Annotated in this window: 16 protein-coding genes; 5 read left to right on the top strand and 11 right to left on the bottom strand. The window is 61.3% G+C overall.

Annotated features, from left to right (window positions below):
* Window position 1: 1 nt before the first annotated feature.
* The 4 genes from AACY36_RS05635 to AACY36_RS05620 all read right to left on the bottom strand — a co-directional run bounded on the left by AACY36_RS05635 (window position 2) and on the right by AACY36_RS05620 (window position 4,872).
* Window positions 2–1,132 (bottom strand): efflux RND transporter periplasmic adaptor subunit, encoded by a 1,131-nt coding sequence (locus tag AACY36_RS05635; RefSeq protein ID WP_339417269.1) that lies wholly within the window; start codon window positions 1,130–1,132, stop codon window positions 2–4.
* Window positions 1,133–1,248: 116 nt separating this feature from the next.
* Window positions 1,249–2,346, bottom strand: a complete 1,098-nt coding sequence (locus AACY36_RS05630; RefSeq protein WP_339417333.1) for a DUF1513 domain-containing protein — start codon at window positions 2,344–2,346, stop codon at window positions 1,249–1,251.
* A gap of 2 nt (window positions 2,347–2,348) precedes the next feature.
* Window positions 2,349–3,413, bottom strand: a complete 1,065-nt coding sequence (locus AACY36_RS05625) for an imelysin family protein (RefSeq protein WP_339417268.1) — start codon at window positions 3,411–3,413, stop codon at window positions 2,349–2,351.
* 31 nt (window positions 3,414–3,444) lie between these two features.
* Window positions 3,445–4,872, bottom strand: coding sequence for a di-heme oxidoreductase family protein (locus AACY36_RS05620; protein WP_339417267.1), 1,428 nt, complete (start codon window positions 4,870–4,872; stop codon window positions 3,445–3,447).
* A gap of 140 nt (window positions 4,873–5,012) precedes the next feature.
* Here AACY36_RS05620 and AACY36_RS05615 point away from each other — a divergent pair, with 140 nt between their 5' ends.
* Window positions 5,013–5,576, top strand: a complete 564-nt coding sequence (locus AACY36_RS05615) for an NAD(P)H nitroreductase (protein WP_339417265.1) — start codon at window positions 5,013–5,015, stop codon at window positions 5,574–5,576.
* 219 nt (window positions 5,577–5,795) lie between these two features.
* Here AACY36_RS05615 and AACY36_RS05610 read toward each other — a convergent pair whose 3' ends face one another.
* The 6 genes from AACY36_RS05610 to gap form a co-directional block, all read right to left on the bottom strand.
* Entirely contained in the window at window positions 5,796–6,197 is a 402-nt protein-coding gene (locus AACY36_RS05610; RefSeq protein ID WP_339417263.1) for a YbaN family protein, read from the bottom strand.
* 150 nt (window positions 6,198–6,347) lie between these two features.
* Window positions 6,348–6,956 (bottom strand): biliverdin-producing heme oxygenase, encoded by a 609-nt coding sequence (locus tag AACY36_RS05605; protein WP_339417261.1) that lies wholly within the window; start codon window positions 6,954–6,956, stop codon window positions 6,348–6,350.
* Window positions 6,957–7,090: 134 nt separating this feature from the next.
* Window positions 7,091–9,655 (bottom strand): TonB-dependent receptor, encoded by a 2,565-nt coding sequence (locus tag AACY36_RS05600; RefSeq protein ID WP_339496814.1) that lies wholly within the window; start codon window positions 9,653–9,655, stop codon window positions 7,091–7,093.
* A 115-nt stretch (window positions 9,656–9,770) separates the two neighbouring features.
* Complete coding sequence (locus AACY36_RS05595; RefSeq protein ID WP_339417258.1) at window positions 9,771–10,739, bottom strand: FecR family protein; 969 nt, start codon at window positions 10,737–10,739, stop codon at window positions 9,771–9,773.
* Between the two features lie 74 nt (window positions 10,740–10,813).
* Entirely contained in the window at window positions 10,814–11,332 is a 519-nt protein-coding gene (locus AACY36_RS05590; RefSeq protein WP_339417256.1) for an RNA polymerase sigma factor, read from the bottom strand.
* Between the two features lie 121 nt (window positions 11,333–11,453).
* On the bottom strand, window positions 11,454–12,455 hold the full coding sequence (gene gap / locus AACY36_RS05585) for a type I glyceraldehyde-3-phosphate dehydrogenase (RefSeq protein ID WP_049711713.1): 1,002 nt from the start codon (window positions 12,453–12,455) through the stop codon (window positions 11,454–11,456).
* Window positions 12,456–12,676: 221 nt separating this feature from the next.
* Between gap and edd the strand changes: the two genes are divergently transcribed.
* The 4 genes from edd (at window position 12,677) to AACY36_RS05565 (ending at window position 17,738) form a co-directional block, all read left to right on the top strand.
* A complete protein-coding gene (edd, locus tag AACY36_RS05580; protein WP_339417254.1) occupies window positions 12,677–14,503 on the top strand; it encodes a phosphogluconate dehydratase in 1,827 nt (608 codons plus the stop codon).
* Complete coding sequence (locus AACY36_RS05575; protein ID WP_339417253.1) at window positions 14,500–15,456, top strand: glucokinase; 957 nt, start codon at window positions 14,500–14,502, stop codon at window positions 15,454–15,456. The genes edd and AACY36_RS05575 overlap by 4 nt, the downstream gene beginning before the upstream one ends.
* Window positions 15,457–15,544: 88 nt before the next feature.
* The gene (locus AACY36_RS05570; RefSeq protein ID WP_025854798.1) at window positions 15,545–16,279 is read left to right on the top strand and encodes a response regulator; all 735 of its coding nucleotides are present in this window, start codon (window positions 15,545–15,547) and stop codon (window positions 16,277–16,279) included.
* Between the two features lie 31 nt (window positions 16,280–16,310).
* Window positions 16,311–17,738 (top strand): ATP-binding protein, encoded by a 1,428-nt coding sequence (locus AACY36_RS05565; protein ID WP_370467840.1) that lies wholly within the window; start codon window positions 16,311–16,313, stop codon window positions 17,736–17,738.
* 35 nt (window positions 17,739–17,773) lie between these two features.
* Here the strand turns inward: AACY36_RS05565 and AACY36_RS05560 are convergent, their stop codons facing one another.
* Window positions 17,774–18,703: an AraC family transcriptional regulator gene (locus AACY36_RS05560; RefSeq protein WP_339417251.1), complete on the bottom strand. Its 930-nt coding sequence runs from the start codon at window positions 18,701–18,703 to the stop codon at window positions 17,774–17,776.
* Window positions 18,704–18,836: the final 133 nt, after the last annotated feature.

The following is an 18,836-nucleotide window of genomic DNA, read 5'->3' as shown; positions in this document are numbered from 1 at the left end:
CTTAGTGCCCTGCCGGCAGGTTTTTGTCCGGGCTGATGGCGATGGGCGTGCCGTTGTCCAGTTTTAACTGGCCGGCGCTGACCACCTGCTCACCGGCTTTCAGGCCTTTGCTCACCAGCACCAGGCCGCCGCGCCGCTCACCGGTCTCGACGAACCGCCGTTCGGCGATCAGCAGCGGCTTGCCATTGGTGTCTTTTTCGACCTCACCACGCTCGGTTTTTTTCTCGGCCACGGCGTACACCGAGTTGCCGTAGAGGGTGTAGGTGATCGCGCCTTCCGGTACCACGATTTGCAGGGCGGGATTGGGCAGCATCACGTCCAGGCGGGTGAACATGCCGGGCAGCAGCTTGCCGGCAGGATTGGCCAAGGTGGCGCGCACCAACACGTTGCGCGTGCTGTTCTCGACCTTGGGGTTGATTGCACTGACCTTGCCGGAGAATTGCTGGCCCGGGTAAGCCGACACTTGCACCTGCACGGCTTGCCCGAGGGCGACCTTGGGCACGGCATGTTCGGGGATATAGAAGTCGACGTAGAGGCTGCTGATGTCTTGCAAGGTAGCGATCACCGTGCCACTGGCCAGGTAGTCACCCACATCCACCTGGCGAATGCCGATGGTGCCGCTGAAGGGCGCGACAATGTGTTTTTTCGCCAGCGAAGCCTTGAATTGATTGACTGTGGCCTTGTTCTTTTGCCGTTGCGCGAAGAGGCGGTCGAACTCGCCTTTGGAGATGGCCTGGCTGCCCACCAGTTGGCTGCCGCGACCGTAATCCAGCTGGGCCAGCCCGAGGTCCGCCTGGGCGGTTTCCAGCAGGGCCCTTTCCACTGCGCTGTCGAGTTGCACCAGCGGTTGTCCGGCCTTGACCTTCTGCCCGGACTCGAAGTGCACGTCCTTGACCGTGCCAGCCACCTCCAGGCTCAGGTTCACACCTTGTAAGGCTTTGAGTGAGCCGACGGATGGAAGGCGCTGTTGCCAGGATTGTTCGACCACCGTCGCGACCGCCACGCTGACCGCCGGTTTTGGCTTGGAAAAGACCTGGATCTGCTGGTAGATGGAAAAGGCTTTGTAGCCCCCCAGCAGCAGGACGATTAACAGGACAATACCCAACATGATCAGCATGCGACGGCGCAGCATATTCCGATTCCCTGGAAAACATTGGCAGGCGATTTTTTGTAGAAGTGTAGTGGGTATTCCAGACGGTGTTTATCACCGGGAACAGGGCCAGGACTGGCCCTGTTCAGAGGGGCGCGTCAGATCAGATGCAGATGGTTATCCCAGAGCCCTGCCGGCAATTCCAACGGTTTTGCTGCCAACTGTTTCTGACGGCAATCGTAGAACCGGCAACGGCCTTGGCCCGAGGTCACGACAAAACCATCCTCGACGGCACCGACACCGGCACAGTCGGGTAATGGTCCATCCAGGCGCAGTTCGCCACTGTCCATGTCCCAGATAAAGAAGCGGTTGCCCCGTGGGGCGGTCAACGCCACCAAGCGCAATTCGCTGTGCACCGCGACGCTGGCGGTGTAGTGCCCCATCGACTGCAACTGCTCATCGGCCACCGGGAACGCGACGAAAGGCTGGCCCGGTCGCTTGATCGCCAACAATTCGGAACGCTCCTGGGACGGCCCCATGAACTGCTGCCCGGTAAGGATGGTGCCATCGCTGGCGATCCCCATATGGCGCACGCTGTTCATCTGCTGGCCGAGGGTTTCCTTACTGATCAGCGTACCGTCGCGGTGCATCAGCACGAGACTCGGTTCCATGGCGTTGAGGTTCATCTCCACGCGGCTTTCGGCTTCGGTGCGAATGCCGCCGTTGGCCACCACCAGGGTTTCGCCGTCGGGCATCCACGACACCTGATGTGGGCCGATCCCATGGGTGGAAATCTCGCCACTGTGCACCAGCCGCTCGCCTTCGAACCTGTACACACCGAGCAGGCCACGGCCGGGGTCGGACGTGTCGTTTTCGGTGGCGTACAGCCAGTCGCCGCTTTTGTGAATGACCGCATGGCCATAGAAGTGGCGATTGGCATGGGAGGTGATGGTTTGCAGCAGCGCACCACTGCGCAGGTCGATCAGATAACTCTCAGTGCCTGGGCGACGGGCAACAAACAGCGCAATGGGCAGCGTCGGGTGGTTGATGATGTCGTGACAGCGCTGGCCGACCTGGGTGGCAAACACTTGCTTGCCGTCCAGGCGATAGCCCACAGCGTAGTGCTTGCCGTCCGCATCATCGCGCGCCGAGAGCAGCAGCGGGCTTTTGTCTTTGCTTTTGAACAGCGTCCAGCCACCCAAGGTGAGCGCACTGAGCAGCATGCTGCCAACCGCCAAAGCCTGTCGCCTGAGCATCATCAGTCACCGTCGTTGGCATTGAAGCCCAGTTGGATGCCCAGCGCTTTGGCCAGCTCGCCTTCGTGCAGGCGGTGGACAACGTTGAGGCTGTCATAAATGTCGTTGAGCTGCTGGCGTCCGGCGTCGTCGGCCAGCAGTTCGTTGAAGGTACGCTGGTTGCTGTCGAACAGCTTCAGCGACGCGGCATAGGCGGCATCGATCTTGTCGGCCAACGGCTTCTGCTCGGCAGGCAACAGGCCGCGTAGGCCTTTGTTGTCGACGCCGACCCACACAGTCTGGGCCGCCGCGAGGCTGGCCTCGAGGCTTTGCAGGGACGACTGGCTGCGCCACGCATCGGCCTGGAATGGCTGCGGGATACCCTTGGTCTGGCGGCCCATCGGCGTGCCGAGTTTTTTCTTCAGGGTGTCCAGTGCGGTCACCTGGACGCGCAGCAGGTCAGCGATGGCCTCGTGGGAGTCCGCGTAGCGCTGGTTAGGAAACTTGGTCATCTGCGCAAGCATGCCGTCGGTGCTGTTCCAGCTGGCCAGGATTTCTTCGGCCAGGGCCTTCTGACGGTCGCCGATAGCCACCAGCAGCGGGCAGTAACGGGCTTTCTGAGCGTCGTCGGCGATGTCGGTCTTGGCGTCGTAGAGGATGTATTCGTAGGCCGACAGGCCTTGCACGACCACGCTGGACTTGGCCAGGGCCGCGACGTCGATCTGTGGCTGGCTGGCGACCAGTTGTTCGACTTGGCGGCCGACCAGGTTCTTCTTGTCCGGCCAGAACTGCACCTGCCAAGCACGGTTGCCCTCGGCCATCGGGCCGATCAGCAGCGGTTGCAACTCGGCCCAGGCCTTTTGCGCATGCAGGAAGTCGGCGCGGGCGGTGTCCAGGCTTTCCTTGCCTTGGCAGTAAGCCAGCGCGCTGACGGCCAGTTGGCGGTCTGCTTCAACCCAACGGCTGTACGTCGGCAAAATCACTTGCTTGGCGATAGCCGCCGAGGTCACTGCTTGCGGGTCTTGCGGTGAGCAAGCGCCGAGGGCGAGTGCGGCAAGGCTGGTGAACAACAACTTGGGACGGAACATGTCGAGCTCCCTTCTGTAATTGGGGCAAAGCTTATAGAGAATTCAGGAACGCCAGCAACGCAGCGCGCTGCTCGGCATTGAAAGACAACACATGCTGCTGCGCCGCTTGTGCTTCGCCGCCGTGCCACAGCACGGCTTCGAGCAGGTTGCGCGCGCGGCCGTCATGCAAGAACTGGGTGTGGCCACTCACGGTCTCCGTCAGGCCAATGCCCCACAACGGCGGCGTGCGCCAGTCGCGGCCACCGGCCTTGAATTCGCTACGGTTGTCGGTCAATCCGTCGCCCATATCGTGCAACAGCAGGTCGCTGTAAGGGCGGATCACTTGGCTGGCCAGCTCAGGTTCGGCGGCATTGGCAGCCGTGGTGAACGCGGGTGTGTGACAACCCTGGCAGCCGGCTTGATAGAACAGGTTTTTACCGGCCAGCACTTGCGGCGAGTTGACGTCGCGGCGCACTGGCACCGCCAGGTTGCGGGTGTAAAACAGCACCAGGCGCAGAATGTTGTCGCTGACTTCAGGCTCGCCGTCGGGGCCATTGCCGTTGGGCGCCTGCTTGCAGGCGACTTGAGCCTCGGTGCAGTCATCGAACGGTCTCAGGGACGTGGTGAGGCCCATATCACCAGAAAACGCGTGAATATTTTGTTGATTGAGGTTGGGTTGCCCGGCTTTCCAGCCGAAACGCCCCAGCACGGTTTTTTGCTGGGCGTCGTCCCAGACCCAATTGGCGCGGCCGACGATGGCTTCTTTGTCGGCGGTCTTGGGGTCAGTGTTGCGCAGGATATCGGCGTCGCTGATGGCTTCCAGCAGGCCCAGGCCGATCATCGGCGGGGCGATGCGCGCGGAGAAGCGTGTATCCGGATGCATCGGGCCGTAGCCAAGCTGGGTGAATTGCAGGGCCGGCTTGCGCAGTTCGACTACCGTGCCGTCCTTGAAGGTAACGTTGACCGGCGTGTAGTCGACCCGCACCTTGCCTTCGGGCGCAACGCCGGGCACGGCCATGTCTTGCAGTTGCCCGCCGTAGACCGGTTCGGGCACTACGCCGATCTGTTCGATCAGCTTGGCATACGCAGGGCTACTTGGAATGGACAGGCGCACCAGCATCGACACCGCATTCGGTGCGTCGGGCAACGGTGGGTGCCCACGGCCGTCTTTTATATGGCAGTTCTGGCAGGCATTCGTATTGAACAACGGGCCCAGGCCATCACGCGCCGTGGTGGTGGACGGCGCGATCACCCATGGGCTGCGAAAGAAGCTGTTGCCCACGCTGAAATCCAGGCGCCGTGTGGCTGACAAGTTGGCCGAAGGCAGGGAAAACGCGTTCTGGTCGCGCTTGTTCACCGTCGCTGCGCCGCCCGCCCGTGATTCACCGGGCTCGGCCTTGGTGAACCTGGGTGCGTCATCGCAGGCCGTCAGGCTCAAGGACAGCAGTACTGCGGACAGGCGAAAAAACGGACGGAACATCGAAAGCCCTAAGCGAATGCGCAAATTATGGGCGCAAAGTCTAACAGGGCAGGGCGCAATGAATAAGAGCAATTATCGTTTAGTGGCATCCCGATTCATTCCCGCTAGAATGACCGCACATTTTTCTCTGGAGGTGGCCAATGCAGGCTCTCGACGCTTTGCTCAACCGTGTTTCCGTGCCGCGCTTGCTGGAACCGGCCCCGACCCAGGAGCAGCGCGACGTGCTGTTCGCCGCCGCCATGCGGGCGCCCGACCACGGGCAGTTGCGCCCTTGGCGTTTCCTGACGGTGGAAGGCGCCGCCCGCGAGCAAATGGGCACGTTGCTGGCTGAGGCGGCGCGCCTGCAAGACGCTGAAGCGCCGCAAGCCGCCATCGACAAAGCCCAGAATGGCCCGCTGCGTGCGCCGTTGGTGGTGGTGGTGATTGCCCACTTGCAGGAACATTTCAAGGTGCCGAAGTCCGAGCAACTGCTGGCTGCGGCCTGCGCTGCCCATGGGATCCTGTTGGCGGCCTACGCCCAGGGAATTGGTGCGGTGTGGCGCACTGGCGAATTGTCCTACTCGGCGCACGTTGCTAAAGGCCTGGGGCTGACGGCGGATGAGGAAGTGATTGGTTTCCTGTATCTGGGTACGCCGCAAAATCCGCCGCGTACTGCGCCGAAAGAGGATGTGGCGGCGTTTGTTCAAGCCTGGCCCGGTCGTTAAGTCGCTGCGAATCTGCTTTATGTGGGAGCTGGCTTGCCTGCGATGGCGGTGGGTCAGTCAATGATGTGTTGCTGATGCACCGCCATCGCGGGCAAGCCCGCTCCCACAGAGGGCGTCTTTGAATTTGGCTCGAATGCAGGGGCGCCACTCAGCGCTATGTTCGAAACATCGGCGTCATAAATCAATTCATGCGCGGTAGGTGAATGCCTACAGGCAGCGTTATGTGGGGGGGGTAAGCCGTTCCGGGCGTGACCAGATCCACAGGTTGCCCAGGCTCATGCCGGCAATCGCCAGGTAGATCGGCCAGCCGTGGTCGAGTATCGCCAGCATCAGAATCGCGCAGAGCAGCATGCTCACGGTGGCGCTGACCTTGGCCCGCCGCGTGATGATCTTGCCGTTGCGCCAGTTGGACAGGATCGGCCCGAACAGCCGGTGGTTTTCCAGCCAGGCGCTAAGGCGCGGTGAACTTTTGGTGGCGGCCCAGGCGGCCAACAGGATGAACTCGGTGGTGGGCAAACCCGGGATGACGATCGCCACCAATCCGATGCCCAGGCTGACGTAGGCCAGCAGGCCAAAGAGGATCTGCGCGATTTTCGAGGTGGATTGGGGTTTGCGGGTCATGGATTCGTGCAAGTGAGGGCAGCAAAAAAATCAGATTTGAACTGGGCCAAAATGTGGGAGCGGGCTTGCTCGCGAAAGCAGAGTGACAGTCACCTGATACGTGGCTGATACACCGTATTCGCGAGTAAGCCCGCTCCCTCAATCCAGGAATCAGGCCAGTTCAGGGGCGCTAGCGTACGCCTGTTCCAGCAAGATGGTGAAGCGTACAAACGCGTCGACCGCGCCTTTTTCCACTGCGGCTTCCTCTTCGGCGCTGAACTCCAAGGCGTCGAGGGTGCGGGTGAAGCGCTTCCAGCCTTCGGCACGACCGCCGGCCGGTTCACCCAAGTGGCGGGCACCGAAGGTTCCGCTCAGGCCCAGGCCCACGGCGCGCTTGATCAGGAACGCAGCGCCCAGCTTGGAGCCCTCGGAAACGAACAGCCAGCCGAGGGCTTCGGCCTTGCTCGGGTTCTTCACGGCGCCAGCCACCGGCGCAGGCACTTCGGTGTCCAGGTCGGCCAGGTCCTGCTTGGCGGCGTCGGCACGGCAGCGCTCCGCCAGGTCCGGCACGATCTTGATCAGTTCGGCATCGTTGTAGAGGGCCATCAGTTCCGACTGGAACAGATACTGCGCCACCACGAAACGCGCGAAGTTGGTCTGGGTCTCGAACGGCGCGTGGGCTTTGACCAATGCGTCGAGCTTGGTGTGCGGCTCGTTCGTGATCTGGTTCAGGCGCTGGGAGCGCAGGCTTGGACGTTCTGCGGTAGGAGAAGCGGTCATGAATAAGTCCTTGAGAAGGGGAGCGCCTTATTGCTCTTAAAGAGAGCGGTTATCAACTAGACGAACAAGAAGACGCGGCACAGTAAAAAATCCTCACCCCGGCGATGAAATTTCGACGAGGTGAGTGGTGCGGGTCAGATGTCCCAGACCACGTTGATCGCAACGTTGCGACCCGGCTGGGTCAGGCGGTCGAGGTTGGCGGGCGAGGTCACACCGGCCTCGCCGACGCCGTCGTAGCTGCGCACGTCATCCCAGTTCCAGTACTTCTTGTCGGTCAGGTTGTAAAGACCACCGTTGAGGGTCACGTCGTGGGTGACCTTATAGAAGGCGGTCAGGTCGACAATGCCGAAGCCTGGGGTCTTGAAGGGGCCAGTGGTGCTGCCGTCAGGCGCATGGAAGGTGGTGCTGTCGACGCGATTCTGTTTTTTCACCAGGGTCCAGCTCAGCAGGCCACCGTAGTTGTCCTGGTCGTAGCCTAGGCCGAATACGCCCTTGAGCGGGTTGACGCTGTTGAGCGCCTCGCCATTATCGTCGTTGCGGCCATAGGTGTAGCCCACCGAACCCTGGGTGTACATGCCTTGCGGTGCGCCAAACGCGTCAAGGTTCAGGCGCCCTTTGGCTTCGATCCCCTTGATGGTGGCGTGCTTGATGTTGTTGGCTTCGAATTGCTGTGAGGTGCTGCCGGCGACGGAGGCGTCCTCGTCGATAAAATCGCGGTATTTGTTGTAGAACACGGCGATATCAAACGAACCGGAATCGAAGTTGCCACGAATCCCGGTTTCCACGCCCTTGCTGCTTTCCGGCTTGAGGTCCGGGTTGGGCTCGACGGTGTAGCCCTGCTGCAGGTTTTCGAAGCGGCCGTACAAGGCTTTGGCAGACGGTGTGCGGAAGCCTTCAGCGTATTGACCAAACCAGGTGTAGTGATCGGTCAGCGCGTAGGTCAGGCCGAATTTGGGCGTCACACGGTGCCAGGTTTTTTCCTTGTCACTGTGGGCGTAGATCCGCGTCGGGTCGACGGTGTTGAGGAACGCTTCAGTTAACTTGGGCTTGAGTTGGGTGTAGTCATAGCGCACCGCGGGCAGGAAGGTCCACTTGTCCCAAGTGATCTGGTCCTGCGCGAACAGCGAGTAAGTGTTGATAGTCGGGTCCGGGAAGTCGCTGGCTTTTTTCACGCTGTCGCTGGCCATCGGGCTGGGTGCGCCGATGGCCGTGCAACCGCTGCCGACCGCCAGGCAGGTGGCGGCGCCTTCGCGGGAGCCGGTGACTTTCTGTTGTTTGAGGGTGGTGCCATAGGTGAGTTGGTGATCGGTTTCACCCAGGCTGAAGGTCTTATCCAGCTGTGCGTCGAACACCCACTGTTTTTCTTCATAAAGGGTTTCGCGGGTGCGCAATACACGCCGTGATGGCTGGTAGATCTCGGCGGTGGTCTGGTCGGTCTTGGCGATCTGGTAGTTGAGGCTGGTCTTGATGTGATCGGCAATCGGCGATTCGAGGGCGAAGCGGTTTTCGATACCGAAACGTTCACGGGTGATGGTGTCGTTGCCCGACCGCGCCCGGTAGAAGTTGAAGCCGCGCCCGCCTGTGAACGGGCCGCCCACGGCATTCTTGAGGTTGACGTCGCGATCGTCCTTGAACTTCTCGTAAGTCAGGTCCAGTCGGTTGTCATCGCCATAATTCCAACCCAGCTTGGCCAGCACGTTAGTGGTGCGCGCATCCTCGGGGTTGGCACCGGTACGCGCCAGGCCCGTGGCGTTGTTGCCGTCGTAGGATTCCATTTCGTGACCATTACGCTGGCTCAGGTGCAGCAAGCCGTCGAAGTCCTGTACGCGCCCGGCGACGGTGGCGGAGGTCAAGCAGCTCTCGTCGGCGGAGCTGTAGCCGGTCTTCAGGCGGGCGCCGACGTCCTGGCCGGGCTTGATGATGTCATCCGGGTCGAGGGTGAAATAGCTGACGGCGCCACCAATGGCGCTGCTGCCATACAGGGCCGAGGCCGGGCCGCGCAGGATTTCCACGCGCTTGACGATTTCCGGGTCCACGTAATTGCGGCGGGTCTTGGCGTAAGGGCCGTTGAAGAAATTGTCCGGCACTTCCACGCCATCCACCTGTGTGAGGATGCGGTCGCCGTCAATGCCACGAATGTTGTAGCCCGAGTTGCTCGCCCGGCCGCCGGCGCCGCCCACTGAGACGTTGGGCTCGTAACGCACCAGCTCGCGAAGGGTGTTCACGTTCTGGCGGTCCAGCTCCTCACGTTCATACACGCTGACGCTGCTCGGCACGCTATTTACATCCTGCTCGTTACGGGTGGCGCTGATAGTCACCTGCTGCAGGTTGAGGGTGCTCCCCGCTGCGCGCTTTTCCAGGCCGATGTTGTTGTTGCCCAGTTTGCGGTAGCTCAAGTTGGTCCCCACCAACAGCCGATCCAGGGCTTTTTCCGGCGACAACGGGCCGCGTGCGCCAGGGGACGATACGCCCTGGCCGAGTTCCGCTGGCAGGCCGACTTGCCAACCGGTTACGGCGGTAAAGGCGTTGAGTGCCGAGACCAGCGGCTGCTGCTCGATGCTGAAGGTGTAGTTGCCATGGCTGCGCGGCGCAGGTTCGGCAGCAGCGGCCGTCATCACTGGCGCAGCGGCCAGTAGGATAGCCGCTGTCAGCAAGGACAGGACGGGCGAGGAGGACCGGCGGTTGAAACAAGAGGACATCGAGAGCGCTCCGGGATACGAATCTTATAGTTGCGAACTGAGACAAATAGGAATCAGTTGCATTGGCTAAGACGAGACGTACCACCGACAGCTATCGAGTAAAAATAATTCTCATTTAGTTCAAGATCACCAGCGCCGGGTATTCCGACAGCTTGGCCGAGGTGATGTGAGCCAGTGAACGCACGACGTCCAGGGGCTGGTCGAGGCGGTAATTGCCGGTGACGGCGACGCTGGCGAGCCGGTCGTTGGTGTTGACGATCCAGCCGGGGTAATAGCGGCGCAGTTCGGCGAGCACTTCGCTCATCGGACAGTTTTCGAAGATCAGCCGGCCTTGTACCCAGGCCAGGTCTTTGTTGGCGTCCAGCTTGGCAGGCTGGCCGAAGCCGTTGGGCCCGATGCGGATACTTTCACCGGCGCTCAGGCGCACGCGGGCATCGTCGAAGGTATTGCTCAGGTCGACATCGCCGCGCTGCACTTGCACTTGGGCTTCACCGTTGAGGTAGCGCACGGCGAAAGTGGTGTCGCGTACGCTGGCACGTACGGGGCCGGCGTCGATTTCCAGGGGCAGGCCATGACTGGGCACGACGTCGAAAAACGCCTCGCCCTGATACAGGCGGGCGATGCGCTGGTGGCCCTTGATGCTGCTGGAAAACGCCGAGTTGGTGTTGAGCAACACCTTCGAACCGTCGTCCAATTGCAGGCGCTGGCGTTCGCCCACCACGGTGAGGTGGTCAGCTTGCAGACGTACCGGCAGGTCGCTGAAGCTGAACAGGCCGATCAACAGCACGGCGGCGGTGGCCAACGGTTTCCAATGCGGTTTGACCCGGCGCCAGGCGCTGGGCTTGCGTGGCACGGCCAGGGCAACGGCGGCGCTGTGTACCGGCGCGCCACCCCAGGCTGCCTGGGCCTTACCGAAGGCGCGGACGTGAGCCGGGTCACGCGTCAGCCAGGCTTCAAATTCGGCCTGCTGCCCGGGCTGCGGGCACTGCAAGGCGATCAGCCAGTCGAGGGCTTGGTCCATAGCCGTGTCTTGCAACACCTCATGAGCCAGCTCATGTGGCCGCAGTTTATTCGGGTCCGTCACGGTGTTCCTCGGGTCTTCGCCACGTTCTATTCAACTTTCGTACAGCCTGTGCCGACGCTTCTGTCGGGTGAAGCTTAAGGCCGATCCAGCCGTTCAGCCACACCTACACAGATGGCCATGATCAATTTCAGTTCCTTTTGCACGGTGCTCAAGGACACGTGCAACTGATCAGCAATCTGCTGGTAGCTGCAACCATGCAGGCGGCTGAGGATGAAAATCTGCTGCTGACGGGCGCTCAACTGGCCCAGGCTGACGCTCAGGGCCTCAAGCATTTGCTCGGCCTGGGTGGCGTCCTCGGGTGTACTGATAGGGGCGGCGACGCTTTGCAGAACGTCCAGCGGGACATCTTCCTGCAACGTGCGGGCCTGGATCCGACGCGCGCGCAGGTGATCCAGCGCCAGGTTGCGCGCCGTCTGATAGACAAAAGGTTCAAGGTGATCGATCGGCCGCTCGCTCAGGGCCCGGGTGACGCGCAGGTAGGTTTCCTGCAACAGGTCCTCGGCGGTGCTGTGGTTATTCACCATCCGCTGCAAGGTGCGAAGCAGAATCACCCGTTGGGTGAGAAAGACTTGGTTGAAGCGAGATTGGCTCACAGTGATACCAGACCGATATTCAGTTAATGATAATGCTTATCATCAACTTAAATGGCAAGGGGCACTTTGAGCGGTTTGGCACAGGAAAGTTGTGGGAGCGAGCAAGCCCGCTCCTACTGGATTACTCGGCGTTGCACAGCGCCAGGCAGTTATCCAGCATACGGTTGGAGAAGCCCCACTCGTTGTCGTACCACGCCAGCACTTTCAGCAACTTGCCACTGACCTTGGTGTGATTGGCATCGAAGATCGACGACAGCGGGTTGTGGTTGAAGTCACTGGAAACCAGCGGCAGGGTGTTGTAGCCGAGGATCTTCGAGTGCTGGCTGGCTTCTTTGAGCAGCGCGTTGACCTGTTCGGCAGTGGCTTCTTTCTTCAGCTGTACGGTGAGGTCCACCAGCGACACGTTGATCACCGGCACCCGCACGGCCATGCCGGTCAGTTTGCCCGCCAGTTCCGGCAGCACCAGGCCGACCGCTTCAGCCGCGCCGGTCTTGCTCGGGATCATGTTCTGAGTGGCCGACCGCGCGCGGTACGGGTCGGTGTGGTAGACGTCGGTGAGGTTCTGGTCGTTGGTGTAGGCGTGAATCGTGGTCATCAGGCCGCTTTCGATACCCAGCTCGCGGTGCAGTACTTGGGCCACAGGCGCCAGGCAGTTGGTGGTGCACGAGGCGTTGGAGATGATCTGGTGGGATTGACGCAAAATGTCATGGTTCACGCCGTAGACCACAGTGGCGTCCGCGCCCTTGGCCGGTGCAGAGATGATCACCTTGCGCGCGCCAGCGGTAATATGGGCGGCAGCCTTGTCACGGTCAGTGAATAGACCGGTGCATTCGAACACCACGTCGATCTTGTGTGCAGCCCATGGCAGGTCGGCCGGGTTGCGAATGGCACTGACGGCAATCCGGTCACCATTGACGGTCAGGCTTTCCTGATCGTGTGCGACCTCTGCTTCGAAAGTGCCATGCACTGTGTCGTATTTGAGCAGGTGGGCGTTGATCGAACTGTCGCCCAGATCGTTGATGGCGACGATCTGCAAATCCTGGCGGTAGCCTTGGGTATACAGTGCGCGCAGGACATTACGGCCGATACGGCCAAAACCATTGATTGCGATACGAAGAGTCATTGGAGAGTGCCTGTCGTCGATTTGTTGTAAGAATTACAAGATTATTCGCATAAAAATAGAAAACAAGCCTTTTTAGTGGCAATATTTTGTTCAATCTACAACGAGTGACCTGAATCAACTGGTCCGATGATCCAAATGCCTACCTGCCATCCCATGCGCTGCGGGCGTTTGATCAACCCAGGAACGAGGGTCGCCATATCCGTTAGCCTGGAGTTCTACACATGCATCCCCGCGTTCTTGAGGTCACCGAACGGCTTATCGCCCGCAGCCGCGCCACTCGCGAGGCTTACCTTGCGCTCATTCGCGGTGCAGCCATCGACGGTCCGATGCGCGGTAAGCTGCAATGCGCCAACTTCGCCCACGGCGTGGCCGGTTGCGGCACTGAAGATAAAAATAGCCTGCGTATGATGAATGCCGCCAACGTGGCAATTGTTTCGGCATATAACGACATGCTCTCGGCGCATCAGCCGTACGAACACTTCCCGGAACAGATCAAGAAAGCCCTGCGCGAAGTCGGTTCGGTCGGCCAGTTCGCCGGTGGCACCCCCGCCATGTGCGACGGCGTGACCCAAGGCGAGCCCGGTATGGAGCTGAGCCTGCTCAGCCGTGAAGTGATTGCCATGTCCACGGCGGTAGCGCTGTCCCACAACATGTTTGACGCGGCGCTGATGCTCGGCATCTGCGACAAGATCGTCCCCGGCTTGATGATGGGCGCACTGCGCTACGGCCACCTGCCGATGATCTTCGTCCCGGGCGGCCCGATGCCGTCGGGCATCTCCAACAAACAGAAAGCCGATGTTCGCCAGCGCTATGCCGAAGGCAAGGCGACCCGCGAAGAGCTGCTGGAGTCGGAGATGAAGTCCTACCACAGCCCTGGCACCTGCACCTTCTACGGCACTGCCAACACCAACCAATTGCTGATGGAAGTGATGGGCCTGCACTTGCCGGGCGCCTCGTTCGTCAACCCGTACACGCCGCTGCGTGACGCCCTGACCCGCGAAGCCGCGCACCAGGTCACGCGCCTGACCAAGGCCAACGGTAGCTTCACGCCGATCGGCGAGATCGTCGACGAGAAGTCCATCGTCAACTCCATCGTTGCCCTCAACGCCACCGGCGGTTCCACCAACCACACGCTGCACATGCCGGCTATCGCCATGTCGGCGGGCATTATTCTCACCTGGCAGGACATGGCCGACCTCTCCGAGGTGGTGCCGACCCTGTCTCACGTGTATCCGAACGGCAAGGCGGACATCAACCACTTCCAGGCGGCGGGCGGCATGTCGTTCCTGATCCGTGAACTGCTTGAAGCCGGCCTGCTCCATGAAGACGTCAACACCGTGGCTGGCAAGGGCCTGAGCCGTTATATCCAGGAACCGTTCCTGGTGGATGGCGAGCTGGTCTGGCGCGACGGTCCGATCGAAAGCCTCGACGAAACCATCCTGCGCCCCGTGGCCCGTGCATTCTCGCCGGAAGGTGGTTTGCGTGTGATGGAAGGCAACCTCGGCCGCGGTGTGATGAAAGTCTCTGCTGTAGCCCCAGAGCACCAGATCGTCGAAGCGCCGGCGGTGGTGTTCCAGGATCAGCAGGACCTGGCCGATGCGTTCAAGGCCGGTCAGTTGGAAAAAGATTTCGTCGCGGTAATGCGCTTCCAGGGCCCGCGCTCCAACGGCATGCCCGAGCTGCACAAGATGACGCCGTTCCTGGGTGTACTGCAGGACCGTGGTTTCAAGGTGGCATTGGTGACAGACGGGCGTATGTCCGGCGCGTCGGGTAAGATTCCCGCCGCGATTCACGTCAACCCCGAAGCCCAGAGCGGCGGGCCACTGGCGCGGGTGCGCGATGGCGATATCATTCGTGTGGATGGCGTTACCGGCACCTTGGAGCTTAAGGTGGACGCCGAAGCATTTGCAGCGCGCACGCCTGCCACGGGCCTTCTGGGCAATAACGTGGGGGCCGGTCGTGAGCTGTTTGCATTTATGCGCTTGGCCGCAAGCTCCGCAGAGCAGGGCGCCAGCGCCTTTACCTCTGCCCTGGAGACGCTTAAGTGAAGCTAGCGCTGGTCGGTGATATCGGTGGAACCAACGCGCGTTTCGCGTTGTGGCGGGACCAGGCGTTGCATTCGATCCGCGTGCATGCCACGGCGGATCATTCCAGTCCCGAAGAGGCGATCAAGGTTTATCTCAAGGAAGAAGGCCTGGAAATCGGTGACATCGGTGCGGTGTGCCTGTCGGTGGCCGGGCCGGTGAGTGGGGATGAATTTAAATTCACCAACAATCACTGGCGCCTGAGCAAGACCGCTTTCTGTAAAGCCTTGCAGGTGGATGAGCTGCTACTGGTCAACGACTTCTCGGCCATGGCCTTGGGCATGACGCGCTTGCAGCCCGACGAGTTTCGTGTGGTCTGCGAAGGCACGCCGGAGCCGTTGCGCCCGGCGGTGGTGATTGGTCCTGGCACCGGCCTGGGTGTTGGCACATTGCTGGATTTGGGCGGCGGGCGTTTCGCCGCATTGCCGGGCGAGGGCGGCCATGTCGACCTGCCTTTGAGCAGCCCGCGGGAAACCCAGTTGTGGCAGCACATCTACAACGAGATCGGCCACGTCAGCGCCGAAACCGCCTTGAGCGGAGGCGGCTTGCCGCGCCTGTATCGAGCGATTTGTGCAGTGGACGGGCACCCTCCGGTGCTGGACACGCCCGAAGCCATCACGGCGGCGGGCCTGGCCGGCGACCCGGTGGCGATGGAAGTGTTAGACCAGTTCAGCATCTGGCTGGGCCGAGTAGCCGGCAACAACGTGCTGACCACCGGCGGGCGCGGTGGCGTGTACATCGTGGGCGGCGTGATACCGAGGTTTGCCGACTTCTTTATCAGCAGCGGTTTCGCCAAGAGCTTCGCGGACAAAGGCTGCATGAGCGACTACTTCAAGGGCATTCCGGTGTGGTTGGTGACAGCCCCGTATTCTGGATTGACCGGGGCTGGCGTGGCTTTGGAGCAGGCGTTTGCGTAGGCCGTGATGGCCTCATTGCGAGCAAGTCGAAGGGGCCCTTGAGAGCAACAAATGACTTAAGCTTGGCCATAACAACAAGGAGGACCCCGTGAGCGTAATCAGTAAATCCATTCTCCTCGTCGACGACGACCAGGAAATCCGCGAGTTGCTGCAGACCTACCTCAGTCGCGCCGGTTTCCAGGTGCGTGGCGTGCCGGATGGCGCGGGGTTCCGCCAGGCGATGAACGAGGCGCCGTGCGACCTGGTCATCCTTGATGTGATGTTGCCGGACGAAGACGGTTTCAGCCTCTGCCGCTGGATCCGCCAGCACCCGCGCCAGGCGCAGGTGCCGATCATCATGCTCACTGCCAGCTCTGACGAAGCCGACCGCGTGATCGGCCTGGAGCTGGGAGCCGATGACTACATCGGCAAACCCTTCAGCCCCCGTGAGCTGCAGGCGCGGATCAAAGCGCTATTGCGCCGTTGCCAGTTTGGCCAGGAACGCAGCGTAGGCGGCGATGTGCTGGTGTTTGATGAGTGGCGCCTGGACATGATCAGCCACCGGCTGTTTCATGTGGATGGCGAAGAAGTGATCCTCTCCGGTGCCGACTTTGCCCTGCTCAAATTGTTTCTCGACCACCCCCAACAGATCCTCGACCGTGACACCATCGGCAACGCCACCCGTGGTCGCGACTTGATGCCGCTGGACCGTATCGTCGACATGGCTGTCAGCCGCCTGCGCCAACGCCTGCGCGATACCGAAAAACCCCCGAGGCTGATCCGCACCGTGCGCGGCAGCGGTTATCAACTGGCAGCCAGCGTGGTTGCCGGCAATGCCCACTGAGCATGTGACCGAGCGCCGCCGCCGTTTCCCGGTGCCGCGCTCGCTGCTGGGGCGCATGCTGCTACTGACGCTGCTGGCAGTGTTGTTTGCCCAGGCGCTGTCCAGCGTTATCTGGGTGTCGCAGTTGCGTGCCACCCAGCTCGAGGGCCTAGTCACCAGTGCCCGCAGCCTGGCGCATTCGATGACCGCCAGCGTGAGCTACTTCCGTTCGTTGCCGGTGGCGTACCGCCCGTTGGTCCTGGATCAATTGCGCAGCATGGGCGGCACCCGTTTCGTGGTCACCCTCAACGACCGACCGCTGGACATGGAGGTCTTGCCGCAGACCCCGCGCAAGGAGGCCGTGCTGGTGGCCGTGGATGAAGTGCTGCGCCAGACCCTCGGTGCCGACGTGCACATCTCGGTGGAGTTCGTCAGCACCGAAGACCTGCGCATCTTCAACGCCGGCCTGAAACTCGACGAATTGCCGCGCTCCTGGGCGCATTACGCGTTGACCCTGGAACCGGTGAATCCGCCCGTGTTGGTGACCCAGATCCAACTCGCCCCGGGCGAATGGCTGTACATCGCTTCGCTGCTGCCCGAGCCCTACACCAGCCTTGAAGAACAAGGCCTGCCGTCCCAGCAAGTGTGGTTTATCGTGCTGACCAGCGGTTTCCTGCTGCTGTTTATCGGCTTGTTGGTGCACTGGCAGAGTCGGCCCCTCAAACGCCTGGCGAGGGCGGCGCGGGATATGTCCTTGGGGGCTGACGTAGAGCCGGTAGCCGAAGGCGGCGGCAGCGAAGTGGTGGAAGTGGGCCGTGCGTTCAACGCGATGCGCGAACGTATCAGCCGCTACCTGACCGAGCGCAGCCAGTTGTTCAGCGCCATTTCCCATGATTTGCGCACACCGATTACCCGTCTGCGCCTGCGCGTGGAACTGCTTGAGGACGAAAACCTGCAAACCAAATTCGGCCGCGATCTTGATGAATTAGAGTTGCTGGTGAAAGGCGCGCTGCAATGCGTGAAAGACACCGATATTCACGAAAATATCGAGCCGGTGGACCTGAACCACGTGCTCGACTGCCTGGTGGAACCGTACCTCGCGCCGAACGGCAATGGCCGCGTCACCCAGCATGGCCGCGCACTCACCCCTTATCCCGGCAAGCCGCTGGCGCTCAAACGTTGCATCGGCAACCTGATCGACAACGCGTTGAAATACGGGCAGAACGCGCATTTGCACATCGAGGATGATGGCTCGGAGTTCGTCCTGCACGTGGATGACGAGGGGCCAGGGGTTCCGGAGCAGCGGCTGGAGCAAGTGTTTGAACCGCACTTTCGTCTGGCCGGGCACCAGCAGGGTTATGGCTTGGGATTAGGGATTGCGCGCAATATTGCCCACAGCCATGGCGGTGAAGTCAGTTTGCAGAACCTGCGTGAGGGCGGGTTGCGCGTGACTCTTCAACTGCCTCGCGGCCTCGACTGAATAAACGCGGATCCCACACGTTGATCTCCATCCGGTCAGATGCTTTGGCGCAATCTAGCCAAATCCCTCAACGGCGGCGCCCCAAACAACCGGCTGTATTCGCGGCTGAACTGTGACGCGCTCTCATACCCCACGCGATATCCCGCCGCCGACGCCTCGAGCCCCTCGGCAATCATCAACCGCCGCGCTTCCTGCAAGCGCAACTGTTTCTGGTATTGCAACGGGCTCATGGCTGTAATTGCCTTGAAGCGGTGGTGCAAGGTCGAGACGCTCAGGTTCACTTCCCTGGCCAAGTCATCGATGCGCAGCGGTTGCTCGTAGTTGCTGTTCAACCACTTGATCGCCTGGCTCACTCGGTGGCTCTGGCTGTTGGCCACGGCAATTTCATACAACCGATAGCCCTGCGGACCCCGTAACAGGCGATAAAGAATTTCCCGATTGATCAGCGGCGCAAGCATGGCGATGTCTTTGGGCGTATCCAGCAACCGCGCCAGGCGCAGCACCGCGTCGAGTAACTGGTTGTCGATGCGGTCGACGTACATGCCGCGGGAGGTCGGGCGCGACGGCACACCCATCGGGCCGGCTTGCGCGATCAGCGCAGTGAGTTGGGCCGGGTCGATGTTGATCCTGATCGACAGGTTGGGGTCTTGCGGCGTGGCCTCCATGATCCGGCCAGCCACCGGCATCGCTACCGAGAACACCAGGTAATTGAGCGGGTCGTAGGCGAACACTTCATCCGCGAGGCGTACTTCCTTGCTGCCGCTGGCCAGAATGCACAGGGCCGGCTCCACCAGTACCGGCATGAAGTCGCGCGGTGCATTGTGGCGGTTCAGGTACAGCGAGGTGATTGCCGTACCGTATGAGCCGTCTTCCCAGGTATGCCGCTGCACAATGCTCGCCAGTTCGGCGCGCTGCTTTTCCATCTCGGCATCGAGGGGGAGGGATCGGGGTTCGGGCGACGGCATGGGGCGTCCTCTACAGGCTACTTCGATGGGATCAGCTTAGCGGCGGCTGTGCAAACAGTGTTACGTCGATTCTGCACAATCCTTGCCTGATCCTGCGACACACCGTGAATCAGGCAATCGTGGGGACTGTCAT

This window comes from Pseudomonas sp. EA_15y_Pfl1_P101, assembly GCF_963970835.1.
Taxonomy (GTDB): domain Bacteria; phylum Pseudomonadota; class Gammaproteobacteria; order Pseudomonadales; family Pseudomonadaceae; genus Aquipseudomonas; species Aquipseudomonas tritici.
This window is presented reverse-complemented; position numbering and strand designations above follow the sequence as displayed.

Bases quoted from the DNA above. Each gene is read 5' to 3' on its own strand.
- gap (WP_049711713.1), bottom strand. From the start codon at position 12,455: ATGACTCTTCGTATCGCAATCAATGGTTTTGGCCGTATCGGCCGTAAT.
- AACY36_RS05615 (WP_339417265.1), top strand. From the start codon at position 5,013: ATGCAGGCTCTCGACGCTTTGCTCAACCGTGTTTCCGTGCCGCGCTTG.
- AACY36_RS05625 (WP_339417268.1), bottom strand. From the start codon at position 3,413: ATGTTCCGTCCCAAGTTGTTGTTCACCAGCCTTGCCGCACTCGCCCTC.
- AACY36_RS05560 (WP_339417251.1), bottom strand. From the start codon at position 18,703: ATGCCGTCGCCCGAACCCCGATCCCTCCCCCTCGATGCCGAGATGGAA.
- AACY36_RS05630 (WP_339417333.1), bottom strand. From the start codon at position 2,346: ATGCTCAGGCGACAGGCTTTGGCGGTTGGCAGCATGCTGCTCAGTGCG.
- edd (WP_339417254.1), top strand. From the start codon at position 12,677: ATGCATCCCCGCGTTCTTGAGGTCACCGAACGGCTTATCGCCCGCAGC.
- AACY36_RS05605 (WP_339417261.1), bottom strand. From the start codon at position 6,956: ATGACCGCTTCTCCTACCGCAGAACGTCCAAGCCTGCGCTCCCAGCGC.
- AACY36_RS05620 (WP_339417267.1), bottom strand. From the start codon at position 4,872: ATGTTCCGTCCGTTTTTTCGCCTGTCCGCAGTACTGCTGTCCTTGAGC.
- AACY36_RS05600 (WP_339496814.1), bottom strand. From the start codon at position 9,655: ATGTCCTCTTGTTTCAACCGCCGGTCCTCCTCGCCCGTCCTGTCCTTG.
- AACY36_RS05635 (WP_339417269.1), bottom strand. From the start codon at position 1,132: ATGCTGCGCCGTCGCATGCTGATCATGTTGGGTATTGTCCTGTTAATC.
- AACY36_RS05610 (WP_339417263.1), bottom strand. From the start codon at position 6,197: ATGACCCGCAAACCCCAATCCACCTCGAAAATCGCGCAGATCCTCTTT.